Origin of the sequence: Cytobacillus luteolus, assembly GCF_017873715.1 — a bacterium.
In the GTDB taxonomy this organism is placed as follows: domain Bacteria; phylum Bacillota; class Bacilli; order Bacillales; family Bacillaceae_L; genus Bacillus_BV; species Bacillus_BV luteola.
The window spans coordinates 620,217-638,117 of the sequence record NZ_JAGGKM010000003.1 but is presented as its reverse complement, the minus strand read 5'-3'; the positions used below and the strand labels follow the sequence as shown (position 1 = coordinate 638,117).

16 protein-coding genes are annotated in these 17,901 nt (G+C 36.1%); 2 read left to right on the top strand and 14 right to left on the bottom strand.

Annotated features, from left to right (window positions below; all coding sequences use genetic code 11):
• Positions 1 to 299 precede the first annotated feature (299 nt).
• Together hutU and J2Z26_RS11995 are read right to left on the bottom strand one after the other, a co-directional pair.
• Positions 300 to 1,967, bottom strand: a complete 1,668-nt coding sequence (gene hutU, locus J2Z26_RS12000) for a urocanate hydratase (protein WP_193538725.1) — start codon at positions 1,965 to 1,967, stop codon at positions 300 to 302.
• A gap of 219 nt (positions 1,968 to 2,186) precedes the next feature.
• Entirely contained in the window at positions 2,187 to 2,807 is a 621-nt protein-coding gene (locus tag J2Z26_RS11995; protein ID WP_193538727.1) for a hypothetical protein, read from the bottom strand.
• Positions 2,808 to 2,958: 151 nt separating this feature from the next.
• On the opposite strand from J2Z26_RS11995, the gene J2Z26_RS11990 reads away from it, so the two are divergent.
• Complete coding sequence (locus J2Z26_RS11990; protein ID WP_193539711.1) at positions 2,959 to 3,729, top strand: YqcI/YcgG family protein; 771 nt, start codon at positions 2,959 to 2,961, stop codon at positions 3,727 to 3,729.
• 26 nt (positions 3,730 to 3,755) lie between these two features.
• Here the strand turns inward: J2Z26_RS11990 and J2Z26_RS11985 are convergent, their stop codons facing one another.
• From J2Z26_RS11985 to J2Z26_RS11950, 8 genes are all read right to left on the bottom strand, one after another.
• The gene (locus J2Z26_RS11985) at positions 3,756 to 5,024 is read right to left on the bottom strand and encodes a hypothetical protein (protein WP_193538729.1); all 1,269 of its coding nucleotides are present in this window, start codon (positions 5,022 to 5,024) and stop codon (positions 3,756 to 3,758) included.
• Positions 5,014 to 5,550: a sigma-70 family RNA polymerase sigma factor gene (locus tag J2Z26_RS11980; protein WP_325168884.1), complete on the bottom strand. Its 537-nt coding sequence runs from the start codon at positions 5,548 to 5,550 to the stop codon at positions 5,014 to 5,016. Before J2Z26_RS11980 ends, J2Z26_RS11985 begins: the two co-directional genes overlap by 11 nt.
• Before the next feature lie 145 nt (positions 5,551 to 5,695).
• Entirely contained in the window at positions 5,696 to 6,523 is an 828-nt protein-coding gene (locus tag J2Z26_RS11975; RefSeq protein WP_193538731.1) for a VanW family protein, read from the bottom strand.
• A 21-nt stretch (positions 6,524 to 6,544) separates the two neighbouring features.
• Positions 6,545 to 8,038 carry a helix-turn-helix domain-containing protein gene (locus tag J2Z26_RS11970; protein ID WP_193538733.1) on the bottom strand — a complete coding sequence of 498 codons (1,494 nt, stop codon included), beginning with the start codon at positions 8,036 to 8,038 and terminating at the stop codon, positions 6,545 to 6,547.
• A gap of 263 nt (positions 8,039 to 8,301) precedes the next feature.
• Complete coding sequence (locus J2Z26_RS11965; RefSeq protein ID WP_193538735.1) at positions 8,302 to 8,802, bottom strand: mismatch-specific DNA-glycosylase; 501 nt, start codon at positions 8,800 to 8,802, stop codon at positions 8,302 to 8,304.
• Positions 8,803 to 8,822: 20 nt separating this feature from the next.
• Positions 8,823 to 9,668, bottom strand: a complete 846-nt coding sequence (gene kynA / locus J2Z26_RS11960) for a tryptophan 2,3-dioxygenase (RefSeq protein WP_193538737.1) — start codon at positions 9,666 to 9,668, stop codon at positions 8,823 to 8,825.
• A 314-nt stretch (positions 9,669 to 9,982) separates the two neighbouring features.
• The gene (locus J2Z26_RS11955; protein WP_193538739.1) at positions 9,983 to 10,921 is read right to left on the bottom strand and encodes an aminoglycoside phosphotransferase family protein; all 939 of its coding nucleotides are present in this window, start codon (positions 10,919 to 10,921) and stop codon (positions 9,983 to 9,985) included.
• Between the two features lie 93 nt (positions 10,922 to 11,014).
• On the bottom strand, positions 11,015 to 11,665 hold the full coding sequence (locus tag J2Z26_RS11950) for a 2OG-Fe(II) oxygenase (protein ID WP_193539713.1): 651 nt from the start codon (positions 11,663 to 11,665) through the stop codon (positions 11,015 to 11,017).
• 348 nt (positions 11,666 to 12,013) lie between these two features.
• Between J2Z26_RS11950 and J2Z26_RS11945 the strand changes: the two genes are divergently transcribed.
• The gene (locus J2Z26_RS11945) at positions 12,014 to 12,901 is read left to right on the top strand and encodes an oxidoreductase (RefSeq protein WP_227413818.1); all 888 of its coding nucleotides are present in this window, start codon (positions 12,014 to 12,016) and stop codon (positions 12,899 to 12,901) included.
• Between the two features lie 121 nt (positions 12,902 to 13,022).
• Here the strand turns inward: J2Z26_RS11945 and J2Z26_RS11940 are convergent, their stop codons facing one another.
• From J2Z26_RS11940 to helD, 4 genes are all read right to left on the bottom strand, one after another.
• Complete coding sequence (locus tag J2Z26_RS11940) at positions 13,023 to 13,814, bottom strand: DUF817 domain-containing protein (protein WP_193538742.1); 792 nt, start codon at positions 13,812 to 13,814, stop codon at positions 13,023 to 13,025.
• A gap of 195 nt (positions 13,815 to 14,009) precedes the next feature.
• The gene (locus tag J2Z26_RS11935; RefSeq protein WP_193538744.1) at positions 14,010 to 14,519 is read right to left on the bottom strand and encodes a GNAT family N-acetyltransferase; all 510 of its coding nucleotides are present in this window, start codon (positions 14,517 to 14,519) and stop codon (positions 14,010 to 14,012) included.
• 130 nt (positions 14,520 to 14,649) lie between these two features.
• Positions 14,650 to 15,477 carry a pirin family protein gene (locus J2Z26_RS11930; RefSeq protein ID WP_193539714.1) on the bottom strand — a complete coding sequence of 276 codons (828 nt, stop codon included), beginning with the start codon at positions 15,475 to 15,477 and terminating at the stop codon, positions 14,650 to 14,652.
• Positions 15,478 to 15,503: 26 nt separating this feature from the next.
• Positions 15,504 to 17,852 carry an RNA polymerase recycling motor HelD gene (gene helD, locus J2Z26_RS11925; protein WP_193538746.1) on the bottom strand — a complete coding sequence of 783 codons (2,349 nt, stop codon included), beginning with the start codon at positions 17,850 to 17,852 and terminating at the stop codon, positions 15,504 to 15,506.
• Between the last annotated feature and the right edge of the window lie 49 nt (positions 17,853 to 17,901).

Sequence of the window (17,901 nt, the reverse complement as noted above, 5' to 3'; positions counted from 1 at the left end):
CATAAATGGATTTATGAGCCCTCTACTTCTGTTTTTTCAGCAAGTGAGGTCACATAAATGGATTTATGAGCCCTCTACTTTTGTTTTTTCGGCAAGTGAGGTCACATAAATGGATTTATGAGCCCTCTACTTCTGTTTTTTCAGCAAGTGAGGTCACATAAATGGATTTATGAGCCCTCTACTTTTGTTTTTTCGGCAAATGAGGTCACATAAACTAATTTATGAGCCCTCTACCATTGCTTTGTCTTCAAAAGAGGTCACATAAACTGATATGCCCCCAAACTATTTCAACTAAACTACTAATCTAACATCGGAATTTTAATCCCCTTATCCTTCGCTGTTTTAATTGCAAGGTCATAACCAGCATCAGCATGGCGGACTACACCCATTCCTGGATCAGTTGTTAACACTCTCTCAAGACGTTTTTCGGCTTCCTTCGTTCCATCTGCAACAATCACCATACCAGCATGTAGTGAGTAACCCATACCTACTCCACCGCCATGATGAACTGATACCCAGCTTGCTCCACCAATACTATTAATTAATGCATTTAAAATTGGCCAATCAGCGACTGCGTCACTTCCATCCATCATTGCCTCTGTTTCACGATTTGGTGAAGCAACAGAACCTGAATCAAGGTGGTCACGACCGATAACAATTGGTGCTTTTAGCTCTCCACTAGCAACCATGTCATTGATGATTTTTCCAAACTTGGCACGCTCTCCATAGCCTAACCAGCAAATTCTTGCAGGTAGTCCTTGGAATTGAATTTTTTCCTGTGCCATTTTAATCCACTTGCAAAGATGTTCGTTATCACTAAATTCTCGAAGAATCACTTCATCTGTTTTATAAATATCTTCAGGATCTCCAGATAAGGCTACCCAACGGAAAGGACCTTTTCCTTCGCAAAATTGAGGGCGAATATACGCTGGGACAAATCCTGGGAAGTCGAACGCGTTTTCAACACCTTCATCCTTTGCTACTTGGCGAATGTTATTGCCATAATCAAATGTAACAGCACCTTGCTTTTGCATATCCAGCATGGCACGTACATGTGTCGCAATACTTCGTTTTGCTTTTTCTACATAAGCTTGCGGATGACGATTTTTCAACTCAGCCGCTTCCTCTAAAGTCATAGCAGCCGGAGTGTACCCATTTAGTGGGTCATGTGCTGATGTTTGGTCTGTTAACACATCTGGGATAAAGCCTTTTTCAAGCATTTCTGGAAGTAGTTCAGCAGCATTCCCTAATAGCCCAATTGAAAGTGGCTTTCCTTCTTTTTTCGCCTCTAATGCCATTTGAATTGCTTCATCTAAATTTTCAGTCATTATATCTAAGTATTTCGTATCTAATCGGCGTTGAATACGTGTAGGATCTACCTCAATAGCAATACAAACACCCTCATTTAACGTTACCGCAAGAGGTTGAGCTCCACCCATGCCACCTAATCCAGCCGTTAATGTAATTGTTCCTTGTAATGTTCCGTTGAAATGTTGGCGGGCACACTCTGCAAAGGTTTCGTAGGTTCCTTGGACAATCCCTTGACTCCCTATATAAATCCAGCTACCTGCCGTCATTTGACCGTACATCATTAAGCCTTTTTTATCTAATTCGTTAAAATGATCCCAGTTTGCCCAAGCAGGAACTAAATTCGAATTCGCAATTAATACTTTTGGTGCATCAGTGTGTGTTTTAAAAACAGCAACGGGTTTACCTGACTGAACTAGTAATGTTTCATCGTTTTCTAAATTATGAAGCGTTTTCACAATTGCGTCATAGCTATCCCAGTTTCGAGCTGCCTTACCAATGCCACCATAAACAACTAAATCTTCAGGTCGTTCAGCCACATCTTCATTTAAATTGTTCATTAGCATGCGTAATGCAGCCTCTTGAATCCAACCCTTTGCGTGAAGTTCTGATCCTGAGTAATTTACAATTTTGCGTTTACCTGTTTCATTTGTTTGCATCCTTTATCACCCTTTTTAAATATTCTGATAGTTAAAGTGTATCGTGAATAACGAGTGATAAAAACATAACAAAGCAGCGAATTTCTATGATATTTTTTGATTTTGAATAAACATCTAACCATATTTTATATTTTTTATATAAAATTTATAGATTACTATACTTTCTATTGATTCTTTCAAAAAATAAAAAAAGAGTGAGAACCTTCATAGGTCATCCACTCAGTTTTTCGTTATCTTCTCTCCACATAGTTCAGAGGAAGTTCTCCTTAAAAATACCTTGTTCATCATTCCAAGTCCGTACGTACTTATCAACATCCAAATAAGGCTATAGAAAAACGTAAAGAGAACAATGTAAAGCATGATCACCCCATCAATGGTAGAACTCACTGCTGGACCTAATATCGGGAACTTGATACCGTACAACAAAATCAGGATGCCAACGGATAGACTTAGTGATCCAATACTTACAACCACTAACCGATTTTTGAAATACCGTAATCCTATTCCTAGACTTAGTCCCAATAATCCAGTCGTAAAGGGAAACACAAATAATTCACTTGGCTGAATAATGGTAAGTAAGAAAATCGTTAGTAAATATGTAAGTAGCCCATTTTTTATTGAAATAATTGTAGACACGACAATCGGTAAGGTCGTTAATACAGAAAGAGTATATCCTATTCCACTGAACACTCCTGCTGACTGAAAAATAGCAGCTAAGGTGGCTAACATAGCTCCTATCACTAGCCTAGTGGTCTTTGAGTAAGCTTCGTAATATTTCAGCGTATCATTGGTTAAGTCATTGTATAAGTATTTCTTAAAACGGCTGCTCCATTGATGCATGCATACACCTCCCTCATTAATGTTTATTCTTACTGGCAAGTCCTTATCTCACACATTTTCCTTATACAAAATTGAAAGAGGTGCCCAGTTTTCTTAGGACAATTACCTAATAGTTTACTGAAAGCATAACTTATAGGAGCAATTGGAGGTGATGACCATCAAAGGATTAGTTACAGACTCACAAAAACATCAAGTCTCCCTTCTTCCATGGCAACGAAGTGCCATAGATTTGTTTGATCATAAGTTAAAGGATACAGATAGACCTTTCCCATGCATCCCTGCAACACAGGGACATTCACTTGGACAATTTTGCTATGGATTTGTTTCAGATCCTAGGTCCTCGGAATCTACTAAAGATTTGGCTGGGCTTCTTCGTGATTACTCTGCTAAATATAGAGATTTAGGTAAATATACATCATTGATTGTGTTTTTCGAGACACCAGAAGAGCTGAAAACTCAATATACTGTTGAAGAATTTGAGGAATTATTTTGGAAGCAGTTAAATGGATTAGGTGAGTTAGATGAATGTGAATGGCCAGAGAATATACCAATTGATCCTCATGACCCTGTTTGGGAATTCTGCTTTAATCAGGAAAAGCTATTTATGTATTGTGGTACTCCTGCCCATACAAACCGGTTAAGTAGGAATTTTCCTTATTTTGTACTTGCAATTACTCCAAGATGGGTCCTTGAAGAATTTAATGCTAACCCTCATTTAGCAGGGAAAATTAAAACGAAAATCCGTGAAAGAATTGAAAAATACGATAGTATCCCTGTTCACCCTGATTTAAATAGCTACGGAAAAGAAGACAATTACGAGTGGAAACAATACTTTTTACATGATGATGATACATCGTTATCAAAATGTCCATTTCATCGTTTTTTAGGGAAATTTGGGTTTAAGAAAAAAGACCGATTCTAAAGATTCGGTCTTTTTTCTTAAATAGCTTATTCCGCAAGTTTATATTTTCCAACTGGTAATTCAAATGTCCATGGACCTTTAATAAGTACTTGTGGTTCACCAAATGTTAATTTCACCTTGTTTTTAGGAGGTTCGATAGCAAATTCGAAGTATAATACTTCACCACTATCTTCATTCATTTTGGCCATATGACTCAATTCCATTATTCTAAAATTGTGCAAAAGCTTGTTAGTTTGTTCGGTAAAATTAACATCTACATAGAGTCGAACTTTATTATCTTCTATCCTCTTTATTTTAGTTAACCGAACTGGAAATTCTGACAAGGTAAAATGTACATCTAGGGTTGCTTCATCTTCTGGAATATCTAGCCTTACCTGTTTCTCGTCTGAGTAACTAACATATATTTCTGGAATTTCAACGACATAGCGCTCCACATCGTCTTTTTCTAATGTAAAATAAAATTCACTTGGGTCTAAGAAACCTGATACTTGTTCTACCGCATATTCCCGGCCTTTGTTGTCACTAACCGAAAGTGACTTTTCTTCCCTTGCATACATTTGATGTATTCCATACTGATCAATTCTAAAATCTTTCGGGTGCTGTGATACAAAACTAACTCTTACTTTATCCTCAACCCGCTGAGGGATAGCTATTATTTCAACTCCCCTTACACTTGAAACCTCACCTAAATCATTTAAGCTCTCATACGTTTTAGCTTTTTCAAGAGTAATAGGAATAACAATTTTTTTATTGCCACCTAAGACTAGCTGGATTTCTTCAGAAATATTGATAGGACCATCATGCCAATAGGTAGCTTTCCACTCCCCAGATGATGTAATTGTACTTGCATCAGATAGTTTAATTTCATGACCATCCCTATTTATAATAGACAGGGTCTGTTTTGAAGGAATGCGCTTTGCTTCAACTTCTACGATTGTCATTTTTTCATCCACCATCAAACCATTTACAACAACAATTCCATTGCCCACATTCATTGTCACAGGGTTTTGTAATATATATCTTTCCATTGGTACATCATCTTCTTGAACGAGACCAATCCCTGGCACAAATTGAAGTGCTTTTTTTACAGCTGCTAATACCTCTGTATGAAAAAATGTTGCAGAAAAGAGAAGGATCGCCGCAATCGATGCACTAAGAATTTTTCTGTTCTTAAACATTCCTCGTTTATTAGCCTTTGCCTCACTTTTTGCATGCTCCACACCTACCTTTACTCTTTGGTGTAGCTCCTGTGGAATCTCAATTTTATCAAGTTGTCTTTTAATTTCATTGCTCATATAGTTGACCCTCCTTTGCATACTGCCTTAGTTTCTTCAATGAACGGTACAATATAGTCTTAACCGTTCCTAGAGGGAGATCTTGAATTTCTGCAATTTCTTTAAGTGTATAATCATAATAAAAGCGTAATACAATGACTCCTTTTTCTTGATGATTTAAATTCTCCACTAAGTCTTTAAGTGTCAATGACAGTGGGATATCATCTTCTTCCGTATCCTTCACTGTTTCTTCATATTCAGGATATAGATAAACTACTTTTTGACGCTTTCTTAAAATATCCATGGAACAACTTATCACAATTCTGATAATCCACGTTTTAAAATACTTAGGTTCTTTAAGATTATTAATTGACTTAAAAGAACGATACGCCGTTTCTTGTACAGCATCTAGTGCCTCTTCTTTATTTTTCAAATAAACAAATGCTGTTTTGTAAAGATCTACTTCATACATTTGAAAAAGCTCCAAAAAGGCATCTTCATTACCTTTTTGCGCCTTTTTCACTAATTGAATATTGATGTGAATCACCTACTTATTTTTCCTTTATACTTATTAGACGGTCAATTGTAATTTTTGGCTTTTCAATTTTTATAAAAATATATAAAGATTAACTATTAACTTTTAAGTAAACAAAAAATAAAAGCAGAAAAAGAGCACTTAAGTTACTCTGTTTCTACTTTGTTCCGGTCGATTGTTTATCTTCAAGAAAAGGCTCATACATCATGATAGCGCGATTTTCTGCTATGAATTCATCATCAATTAATTCTTTTTCTATGTTGTAGACTTTTCGATAGATTGTATTTTGTCTTACATAGCCTCCCCAATACTCAGCTGTGATGCTGTGTTCCTTTTCATAGACTTCGTATGTTCTTGTTTTAGGGTATTCTGCTCGCCATTCTCCGACCAAGTGGGTGTGTGTTAAGTAGACAATAAGTTGATATGATTGGTTTGTTTCGTTTTTTATTTGCAAATCTAGATAATTAAAAGCACAGGTTGCTCCACTTCCGAACGGCTGACTTCTTTTGGAGTCCGGAAATACATCGTAGCTGTGTCTGTACCGCTCCGTAACAGTAAGTGGTGTATGTAGTGTCATCCAATAGATAAGGTTTGATAACTGACACAGTCCCCCTCCCACACCTGTTGTAACTTTTCCGTAATGAAGAATCATTCCATCCACATAACCTTTTCTTTTAGTAGTGTTCCCGATTAAGCGCCAATAAGAAAAGGTTTCACCTGGTTTGATCACAATCGTATTTAGTTGCTTAATTGCGATTGCTAGATTCTTAATCTTGTTATGTTGGAGCCACATATCAACATCTTTGAGTTGACGTAATAAGAGCGTGTTATGAGTAAATATTATATTTGGCAACCTTGATGACTCTTTTTTCAGGGCATACTTTTTATCTCCCGTATACCACTGGGCATAGCGTTTCATCCGGTAATACTTCTTCCCTAGATAGATTCTTAACTTGCCTCTCTTTATTGGTTGTAACGATGTCATTTTTTCACTCCTTTTTCTATATCAATGAATTCTATTATTCTGATAACCTTGTTTTCGAAAGTCACTAGGAGTCATGCCTGTTTGTTCTTTAAAAATACGGCTAAAATAGTTACCGTTTGCAAAGCCAGATTCTGCTGCAATTTCTTGGATATTTAGCTGTGTTTCTAGTAGTAGTTTTTTAGCTTCCTTCACTCTACTGTTTGTTATTAGCTGACTAAGAGATAGACCATGCTTTTTTACAAGTAAGTGACTGTAATAAGCTGGACTGCGCTCAACGAACTCAGCCACTTTTTGTAAGGATAAGGTTTTATCACGAAAATGAGTTTCAACATACTGAATTCCACGTTCAATCACATCCATTTTGGATGATTCTTGATGCCTAATCACACCTTCTAATAGTTGATAGATAAAGAGCAGAATCTCTTGAACTATTCTATGCAGTACTGGACTATACAGAATCGTTTCAAACACCTGATGATAGTGCTTCTCATATAAATCTTGATCAAGTCCATACGTTTTCATAAATCTGCGAATCTGAGCTAATATACTTGTCAGCCTTGTCCTTATTAAACCAGGCTCTGGATAGGGTTCGTGTATATTTAGGAATTCTTGGTACATCCAAGTTTTCATTTGTTCGTGGTTATTGTTGTGAAGCATTTCAATCCAATCTCTTTGTTCAGTTGGACTTAGGAACGGTTCAACTCTTCCCCATTTCCACTCCTCATCAATGCTAATTATTTGTCTGTATCCTTTATAAAATGTTAGTTCAAGAGCATGACGGGCTTGGATATACATTTGGCGAAGTGACAAACTTTCGTCCGACAACGAGTGTAGCACTATAGCCAATGGCTCTTCATAGCGTTCATTCCAATTTAATAATAGAAGATTCAATTCTTGCCTAATTTGAGGGTTTTCATCTTCAAATACACATACAACGATGTCTGTTAATGGAAGGATCACCGGCCTAATTGAAAACTCGTATTCTTGTAAAAAATGTCTAAGTAAGAGTATGCTGTATTTATTTTCCATTTGCAAAATACATAGTTGATACGGTTTGCCTTTTGGAGCCTCTTCGATAAAAAGTGATTGGTAGCTTACCATATTTGAGAAAGTGGCCTTACTGGGGTTATATTCTTTTGCCACACTTGTTTGATCGTGAAGGCACTTATATAATGTTTTACGGATGAATTCTGGTGAATGTGGTTTAACTAGGAGATTACTAGCCTGAATCTCCACAGCTTGCACAGCACGCTCAAACGTTCTTTCCGTTGTGGTTACAATGATTTGTTTCGAATAGCGTTGAACGAGCTTCTTAATACGAGCCCACTGGTTAGATGGAATCATATCTAGCTCAATGATTACGTATTCTGGGAGTTCATTCTCTAATGTCACGACTAAGTCTTCTATATTTTCAACTAAAAAAATTTTGTCAAACGGGAGCGAATAAGAAGAAACTAGCCACTGAATGCCAATTCGTTCATTGTGATCACGGTCTGCAATAAGTAGTTTTTTCATACGGTGTATCGCTCCTTTATCGGAATAGAAATTGCTATTTAGAGTAAGACGAATATTTATTTTGTTAGACGAATATTTTAGGGCTGTAGACGAGAATATTTAAACTTCCGCGAATATATTCCAATATAGACGAATTTCTTATACGACTAGACGAATAATTTGATAGTACTAGAATCTTATAATTTTTTATTGGTCTGTTAACCTAAATTCTACACCAAAAAAGCTGCCTCCGGTTACAATAAACTGGAAAAGCAGCAAATTCATCACAAAATGTCCTTCAACCCCTTATAAATCTCAACAATTTCATCAATTTTCATTCGAACTAATCCACTAGACGATGGTGCAACAAAGTCAATGGTTCCGGGTACAACTGATTCCTCCTGAGCACCCCAAGGAATTTTCTTTTTCCCGCTTAACTCTTGGTAGACTCCTTTTCCAACATAACAAACAATCTTTGGTTTATAATAGGCAAATTTTCGTTTTAATTCCTTACTTCCCTCTAAATACTCTTCTTTCGTTATTTCATCTGCTGCCTTTGTTGGTCTAGCAACAATATTGGTAAGCCCATAGCCTAAATCCAGCAACTTATAGTCCTCAGTGGTATCGTATTTTCTCGGTGTTATGCCTGCTTTATGTAAAATCGTCCAAAAGCGATTGTTTGGATTGGAAAAATGATGTCCTGTTTCGGATGAGCGGATACTAGGATTAAAACCAACAAATAAAACATCTAAATTTTCTTTGATGTGATCCTTAATAGGATTCATTTTTCCATCTCCTTCATCATTTATAGTTTTGTTCGTATACTCCAAAGCTCAGGGAAAAAGCGGTGTTCAATCACTTGCTTCAGATAAGAGACTCCTGCTGATCCACCTGTACCAGGCTTATGCCCTATAATTCGTTCTACAGTAATCATGTGGTTATAACGCCAAAGCTGTTGTTTATTTTCGATATCAACTAACTTTTCTGCAAGTTCATATAAATCCCAGTATTTATTTACATCCCGGTATACGGTTAACCACGCCTCTTCAACACTCGTATTCACTGTATAATCTTCCGTCCAGTCTCGATCTAAACATTCTGCATCAATGCCTAATCCTCGTTTAGACATAGCAAGAATGGCTGCATCATAAATACTTTTGTCTTCTAAAGCCGACTGTAAAATCTCATATAATTCTGGCTGATGTTTGTATACAGATAATACTCCCTCTTTTTTATGCCCTAAAGTAAATTCGATTAAACGATTTTGAAAGGATTGAAAACCAGATGAACGCCCTAGCTTTTCTCTAAACTCCATATATTCAGCGGGCGTTAGTGTTGATAATACATCCCATGACTGGATTAGCTGCTGTTGTATTCTTGATACCCTTGATAGCATTTTAAAAGCTGGTTCAAGTTCATTTCGTAATATGCTCTCTTTCGCTGCATTCATCTCATGTAAAATAAGCTTCATCCACAATTCACTTGCTTGATGGATGATAATAAATAACATTTCATCATGGTGACCTGATAATCCCTGCTGACTCGATAATATTTTATCTAATTGAAGATAATCACCGTAAGTCATATCATTTGTAAAATCTTTATGTATTCCTTCTTTTGTTTCTGGTTGGCTGCTTTTGTTTTCCGTCACTGTGTAACTCCCCCTTTACTATGAGTATGACAACGCTTACAATTTTTATCAAGAGGTAATTATACAAGAGCTAACTATCCTTAGGAAGCTGGTATTCCTTAGGACAACTTTAATTTTCTGTTCACAAGAAGATTAGTCTCAAGTTCGATTACTTTCTTAATACCCGAATAGGTCAGCATAAATAAACAGCGATTCCAGACCTTCTGTGTTTGGGAGCCATACTTTAAGGTACCAACTGTATTTTCAAGAAGAATCGACCTGGCTTATTAATTCTCTAATCTCTTCTTGGATAGTTAAGTTAGTCTATCCTTTATTTATTCACTCCATGTCTCTATTTCATCTATATATCCAAACTGTTCTTCATAAAGCTTTTCAAATATTGCTACTCCTTGAAAAAAACTAGTCTCATAGTTATCTTTATCATCAACACTCCACGAGGTTGATAATACCGTATGGCAATAACCCCAAAGTAAAAGTCTTTGTTCACTTAAATTTAATTCCTCAGTAAAAATCTCCACTCTTTTTTTAATTACATCATAAGCATTGTTTTCAGGGAGCTTATTTAACATATATTGAATCAAATCATACTCAATTTCTCCAATTAAGCCCTTAGGGTCAATTGCTGTCCAATGGTTGTTCTCTGAAGAAAGTACATTATAATGATGAAAATCACCATGAAGAAGATATTGCTGAGTTGTAGTGTTGTTTAGATATGTAAAAATATTCAGTGCCTTTTCAAGAGTTTTTTTTGAAAAAGGACCGATACCATTAGGATGTTTCTCAACAATTTCTCTTAGATTATCCTCTCTCGCCTTAACGGATGGTATTTTGCAATTTTTTGGAGCTACTACTGATAACTTCCTAACAACATTTGCCGCAATCCGACAGGCCTCCTCATCATCATGTACCTCGGCAAGGGTACCTCCTGGTGTTAACTTTTCTAGAATGAAAATACCATTATCTTGGTCATATTCGATAAGCTTAACCATGCCTTTTCCATTATATAACCGCAATACTGCTAGTTCGTCTTGAAACCCTTTACCAGGAATACAGATCTTCACTACTACCTCGCTTCCATTTTCCATAACAGCTGGCGCAACATAATTAATTGAAAGAGCATATGGTTCTTCCATCTGTAAATTCCACTTATTTTCACAGTATTGGATGATTTCAGGAAGTCTACTCAACCACTTTTCTCCTTGAAGATTGAAATACATTCGGACTGATTGTACAAATTTCTCTTGTAATTCCATCCTAACATCCCCCTTAAGACATACATGTTTATTTCAACATTAAAAAGCCATACTCCTCTAGAGCACGGCTTATAATTTATAGAAATAATCTTTTTATCTTACCCTTTGTCTTCTCATCCATTGTGTTGCAGCCCACTTATCTCCTACAATTACCGGTGCACCACCATGTAACGTCAGATCGTTTAAAGCTGCATCATTATAAAAATACTCAAAATAGACTGCCATCCCTTTTTGAGGAGATACGGAGAAGTTCAGTTTTGGAAAATAGGTTTCTCCTCCTTGCTCTACATCATTCAAGTACATAACGAGTGTACTAATTCTTGGATTACTTGCGGCCTTACTTGTAGATGCGAAAAAGTCAAAATGCGCCTTGTACTCTTGCCCAACTTCATAATTAAGGATGTGCAAACTCTCGGCATGATCAACAGGGATATTCATGATTTGAGAAATTCTCTTCTCTATTCTAGCAACGATATCATTTTCTCCTTCTTCCAAAAAAGTACCGCTACTCGTCCTCATTTCATTTACTTCTCGTGCATTTCCTATTTTAGAACGCTGAATTCTACTTTTTGAGAACTCTATTAATTGATCGCACTCTTCATCACTTAGTACATTACCTAAAATGACAACAAGTGGTTCTTCTAGTCTCGCTATGATGTTAATCTCTCTATCATCAGTTTTGATTTTATTTCCAATATGATTAAAAATCGTTGGCTCTTTAATTGTTATATCGTGAGCATCCATTGTCAACTTGCATCAACCTTTTCAAATTAATATAGTGGTGGAAATCTTAGATCATTTATAACAAATCAGGCTAATTTAGTTCTTATTTTGGACTAGTTTCCTCCTATAATTCAAAATGGATGTTATTTTTTGATTAAATTTTACACGGAGAAACGATGTTTTTCTACTTTTTTTTATAAGTTTAAAAATCCTGTCAAATTTTATAAGCAAGAAAGATACTCTTATGTAACCTTAGCACAATTTTTTAGTATTTAAATGTCAAAACTGTTAAAATTAATGGATAGTCTTAAAATACTGATTACAGTCTAATTGAAGGATATAGATTGTTGTGAAAAGAGGTGTCAGATGATGTCAAAAACCGTTGTTATAACAGGAGCTAACAGTGGGTTAGGTCTTGAAACTTGTAAATACTTTGTTACCGAGGGATACAGAGTAGTAATGGCCATTCGCAATATGGAAAAAGGAAAGAAAGCAAAAGAAGAATTGCTAACATTCTATCCAAAAGCAGAAATTGATCTTTTTTATCTTAATCTAGCAGATTTATCGACGGTCCACGACTTTGTTAGAAGTTTTTCAGAAAAATATAAAACATTGGATTTATTAATTAACAATGCTGGTGTAATGATCCCTCCTTACTCAAAAACAGAAGAAGGTTTTGAACTACAATTTGGTTGTAACCATCTCGGTCATTTTACTTTAACTACTCTACTTCTACCCCTTTTAGAAAAAGGAGCAAATCCACGTGTTATTACGCTAAGCTCCATAGCTTACCGAAATGGAAAAATTGACTTTGATAATTTGGATGGTAAGAAAGGCTATAAGGCAATGAAGTTTTATTGTCAGAGTAAACTCGCAAACCTCCTATTTGCAAAAGAACTTGACTATCGTTTAAAAGAAGCTAATTACAAAACAAAAAGTTTAGCTGCTCATCCTGGTATTTCTTCTACTAATTTATTTAATCTAGGAAATGAAAAAACTCCATGGTTTATTAAGCTAATTATGAAACTTATTGCACAACCAGCCTCTAAAGGAGCACTTCCAATTATTATGGCAGCAACGGACGAAACATTAAAAGGTGGAGAATTTATAGGTCCTGACGGCTTAGGAAATCGCAAAGGAAATCCAACGATTCAAACTCCTCAGAAGGATGTTTATAACAAAAATACAATGAAGCAATTGTGGGATGTCTCCGAACAACTAACTGGTGTTACATTTAATTTGAATAGCTCTAAATAATCAAGTAAATAAAGGACAAAAGAATATATGTTTAACTCCAATAGTTACTCTGACACTCTTTAACTAAAAAGTTGTCTCCTTATAATTCTAAGGAAACAACTTTTTTAGAGGAGTTTTACTATCATAAAAATTGACTAGTAGTAATCTTAGTTGCACTTTTTCCTTTAACGAGCTTTAATGTGGCTACGATTAGAAAGCTAACAATCACTAATAAAAGCCATGAACTCACCTTTCCCAAATGAACAAGACTCCATGCTTCAGTTTGGTTTGGGTATTCCCAGGCACCAAAGAACGTCGCAATATTTTCAGCTATCCATATGAAAAATCCGATTAACGTGAAAGAGAGTACAATTGGCATACGATATCGCGTTCCAGCAATCTCATATGAGACCCATGATTGCCAAAAGACGATAATGACAAGTCCAGTCAACCACCAACGAATATCGATCCAATAATGATGAGTGAAAAAGTTCAAATAAATTGCTGCTGCAAGTGGGACAACTACGAAAAACGGAGGCCATTTAACCAATTCAACATCAAGTCTCCTCCACGCCTGGCACAGATAACTCGCTACACTTGCGTACATAAATCCACTATATAAAGGCACTCCAGCAATTTTGAAAAAGCCTTCCTGCGGATAAGACCAAGAGCCCATATGAACCTTAAAAAGTTCAAGCGCTAGCCCAATAAGGTGGAACAGAGTAATCACCTTTAATTCATCACGTGTTTCAAGTCCTGAACGCAGCATCCACCACTGCATTAGAAGGCAGATGATGAGCAGCCAGTCATATCGCGGCAGGAAGGGAAGCGATACAATTTGGGTAATAGCCAAGGAGACGAAAATCACGACGGGAAACAAGCACGATAACGCCTGCTCCCAGCCAAAATGAACGAGTTGTTTTAGTGCTCTCATATAATGCACCTCCGATTTGCACATAACAAAAATTTAATCACTTTGATTTTACTTTATATATTATCGTAATTCAATAAATAAATATTATTTTTCGTTATACATGTAAAAAAACAGGAGTATTCCTAAGCTAGGAATACTCCACAACACTTTATGTAAAAAACTTTAGAAGATTAACTTTGTTTTTATATTTCTTAACTAACCTATAACCTTACTATCTTCCCATCCATATACTGCTTCTTTTATCTTCTTACCTGCAATTTCAACTTCCATTGTGTCTAGCTTTTTTCCCCCAAGTGCTTCATAGAAAGAACATGCTGGATTATCTTCTAATACAAGAACAAGCATAGCATTCAATCCAATCTCTTTTAAATCTTTTATAAGTGGTTTCACTAGTGCCTTCCCAATTCCTTTACCTTGATAGTCTTCAAGTATATAAATTGCATATAACTCACCGTCAAAACCGTCATATTTCCCACTTCTTTCCTTTCCTCCCGATATAAATCCAACGATTTCACCACTATTATCTTCTGCTACATAAACAATTCCATCAGGGATACCCTGAAGCCACAGTTGTTCACGACTTTCATAAGATAAATCATCCAAAAAATCTGCAGGGAAGATGTTTGCATATGTTGTTCTCCAACTATCAACATGGACTTTAGCAATCGCCTTTGCATCCTTTAAAATTGCTTTTCTTATTTTCATAGTCATCCCCCTTTATTTATATTTTAACATTTCTAGATTCCTTAAATATTTTCAAGAAATACTTTAAAGCACACTAGTTAAATTAACTAGTGTGCTTCTGAATCTCCATAAATTTTTGATTCTACTTCTATTACACAAACTTCCCGTCCATATAATCCTTATAAGCCTGACGGACTTCTTCTTCTGTGTTCATGACAAATGGTCCTCTTGCTACTACTTGCTCTTTAATTGGCTGTCCAGCATAAAGGAGAACCTTTAACTGCTGATCTGCTCGGACAGTAATGAATGATCCTTCATCCGATTCAACATTTTCTAAGAACAAGACTTGTCCAGCTCGGCCTTCGGTATGATCTGAACCGAATGTTCCTTGTCCCTCTAATACATACAAAAACCCGTTATAGTTTCCCGGTAACTCTTGTCTTACGTCTACTCCAGCCTCAAGGTTCATTTCAACAAAGGTAACTGGCGTATGGTTTAGGGTTGGAGATGTAACTCCATTCGATGAACCCGAAAATATACGTAGTAATGCTCCCTCTTTTTCAAATACTGGCATATCACTGGCCTTCATATTTTGATAACGGGGTTCTGTCATCTTCTTATTAGCTGGAAGGTTCACCCAAAGCTGAAGGGAATGAACGGTTTCCCCTTCAGCTGGGTCTTCACTATGGATAACTCCACTTCCTGCTGTCATCCATTGAACATCACCAGGTAATAGCTCACCCTTACCAGCCTTATTATCAAAGTGCTCTAGACGACCCTCAATCACATAAGTGACAGTCTCTATCCCCCGATGAGGATGTAAATCGAAGGTTCCCTTTTGAAACCAATCTTCTGCTAAGATTAAAAATGGATCATATTCTACCCAATTTCCAGGCTCTATTATTAAACCAACTTTATGCGTTGGACTTTGCTGTTTATGGTGTACTGTCTTAACTGACTTTATATTGCGCTCCACGATTCACAACTTCCTTTCACTACTAAATCTTATACTCGTACTTCTACTAAATCATACGAAGTAGTGCTCGTATTTGCAATAAATCGGCTCATCTTCCCTAGTGAGTATAAGTGCAATTCATGCATCGCCCGCGTACATGCTACATAAAAGAGATTTCGCTCATATTCTTTGTGATAGTTAGTGTCAGACGCATCCCAAATTAAGACCGCATCAAATTCAATTCCTTTTGCTAGGTAAGCTGGGAGTATCAGAACTCCTTTATCAAAGGTTGAGGTATTTTTTTTCATGAGTTTTATAGTGATCTCAGAATTTAACTCTTTATAAACCTCTTCACTTTCAGTGGCTGTTTTACAAATAATCGCAACTGTTTCATGTCCTGCATCTTTTAATGCTTTAATCTTATCTAAAATCACTTCTCTCATGGAAGCTGAGGACTCTAGTTCCAGCACAGTTGGCTTACTACCTGCTCTATTAAAAGGTTTGATTTCTTCTCCACCACTCACGATTCCTTTCGTGAATTCAATAATTTCCTTAGTTGAGCGATAGCTTTGAGTAAGTGTAATCTTTTCTACCTTCTCATCTTTATATAATTCAGTAGATAATAAGGTCGGAGAAGAGATGGAATGTGCAAATATGGCTTGATTCACATCACCTAATATTGTCATTCTGCTCTTAGGAAATAACTGTTTAAAGAAAGCCAACTGAAACGGTGAATAGTCCTGTGCTTCATCTATAAACAAATGTCGTATCATTGTATTTGACTTCTGTCCCTCTAGTTGATCCTGTAGGTAAATGAAAGGGGTTGTGTCCTCAAATGCTAAGGTACCATCTTTTAATCTATTTATCGTTTGATTGCAAATTCCCTTCCAATCCTGTGGATACGTGGCAGAATCATTGTCTTTATTTTGAACAAACAAATCTAAATACATTGATTCTAAATCAATGAACCGAAGTGACTTCACTGACTCATTTAATGGTTTGAAATACCTTTTAACAATGACCTTTGCTATCAACCTCTGTTCACGTTCAAAATCATCAAAAGTATCTTCCGTAAACCTTGTTTGTTTCTGCAATTTTTTATAAATCTTCAAATGGTCTTCTGGACTCATAAGTTCAGCTTCTTCTATAACCCAATCTTTATTTTGTTCTTTCTTTTCCTCTGTTCGGAGTTCTTTCAAAAGCCAATCAACAACATCCATCATTCTACTTTGAATTGAACTATTTTTATTTAAGCTATAGAAATAATTACTTATTTCTACTGAAGATACGAGTACTCTTCCTTTAAAACGAAGATCACGAAAACGAAGACCCTCTTCACTTAATAATTCAATATATTTATCAATTAAATCTTTAAATTCTAAGCTTGCTTTATAACGAATACCGGCAAGTCTAGTTTCAAATTCTCGGCTTTGTTCTTGGCTAGTTAAAAGAAATTCCATCTGTGAAAAAGCATCTTCAACAGTAAACTTATCACCAATTCGGTTTACTAAGTATTCTTGAAATGTAGTCTGTTCCATGTTTTCTTCCCCTAGTTCAGGTAGAACAGTCGACACATAGCTATTAAATAAAGGATTTGGTGAAAATAACATGATATTATCAGAGCTTAATGTTCCTCTATAGCGATACAATAGATAAGCTACCCTTTGCAGAGCTGCAGACGTCTTTCCACTACCGGCCGAACCTTGAACAATTAAATAATACTTCCCTTCACTTCGAATAATTTGATTTTGTTCTTTTTGAATCGTTGCAACAATGCTTTTCATTTGGTTGTCTGACTGGTTGCTTAATACTTCTTTTAGTAGGTCATCTCCAATTGTAACGCCCGTATCAAACATCGCTTTTAAATTTCCCTGGCGTACGATAAATTGGCGTTTAAGCTCCATTTCACCTTCCACCGTTCCATCCATTGTTTCATAATGAGCTTTACCTGGAGAAAAATCATAATAAAGGCTAGAGATTGGTGCACGCCAATCATAAATAAGAAATTGTTCGTCGTTTTCATCCATTAAGGAAGAAATACCTAAGTAAATCTGTTCTGAAACCTTTTCACCTTCTTCTAAAAAATCAATTCTTCCAAAATACGGTGAATCCTTTAATCTCGAAAGTGTTTTTAACTGCTTATGAAATAACCTGTGACTGCGTTCACGCTCAGATAATAGTTCAGCTTGCTGTTTTATGCTTAAATAGGTTTCAGAAATCTCATCAGAACCATCTAAATTGACTTTCACATCATCCCAAAAGGTGTTTCTCAGGTCGATAATGTCACCCTTTAAATCTCCAGTATTCCCCTTGAGACTTTCCATCTTTGATAAAATAACATTTTTAATCTGATTAATTCTTTCCTCTTCCACGATCCAATTCTTATTTTTTTCAGTCACACAACCACTCCTTAAAAAAGGTTTGACAACCACCAAGATATGTTGTAAA

Bases quoted from the DNA above. Each gene is read 5' to 3' on its own strand.
- hutU (WP_193538725.1), bottom strand. From the start codon at position 1,967: ATGCAAACAAATGAAACAGGTAAACGCAAAATTGTAAATTACTCAGGA.
- J2Z26_RS11995 (WP_193538727.1), bottom strand. From the start codon at position 2,807: ATGCATCAATGGAGCAGCCGTTTTAAGAAATACTTATACAATGACTTA.
- J2Z26_RS11990 (WP_193539711.1), top strand. From the start codon at position 2,959: ATGACCATCAAAGGATTAGTTACAGACTCACAAAAACATCAAGTCTCC.
- J2Z26_RS11985 (WP_193538729.1), bottom strand. From the start codon at position 5,024: ATGAGCAATGAAATTAAAAGACAACTTGATAAAATTGAGATTCCACAG.
- J2Z26_RS11975 (WP_193538731.1), bottom strand. From the start codon at position 6,523: ATGACATCGTTACAACCAATAAAGAGAGGCAAGTTAAGAATCTATCTA.
- J2Z26_RS11970 (WP_193538733.1), bottom strand. From the start codon at position 8,038: ATGAAAAAACTACTTATTGCAGACCGTGATCACAATGAACGAATTGGC.
- J2Z26_RS11965 (WP_193538735.1), bottom strand. From the start codon at position 8,802: ATGAATCCTATTAAGGATCACATCAAAGAAAATTTAGATGTTTTATTT.
- J2Z26_RS11955 (WP_193538739.1), bottom strand. From the start codon at position 10,921: ATGGAATTACAAGAGAAATTTGTACAATCAGTCCGAATGTATTTCAAT.
- J2Z26_RS11950 (WP_193539713.1), bottom strand. From the start codon at position 11,665: ATGGATGCTCACGATATAACAATTAAAGAGCCAACGATTTTTAATCAT.
- J2Z26_RS11945 (WP_227413818.1), top strand. From the start codon at position 12,014: ATGTCAAAAACCGTTGTTATAACAGGAGCTAACAGTGGGTTAGGTCTT.
- J2Z26_RS11940 (WP_193538742.1), bottom strand. From the start codon at position 13,814: ATGAGAGCACTAAAACAACTCGTTCATTTTGGCTGGGAGCAGGCGTTA.
- J2Z26_RS11935 (WP_193538744.1), bottom strand. From the start codon at position 14,519: ATGAAAATAAGAAAAGCAATTTTAAAGGATGCAAAGGCGATTGCTAAA.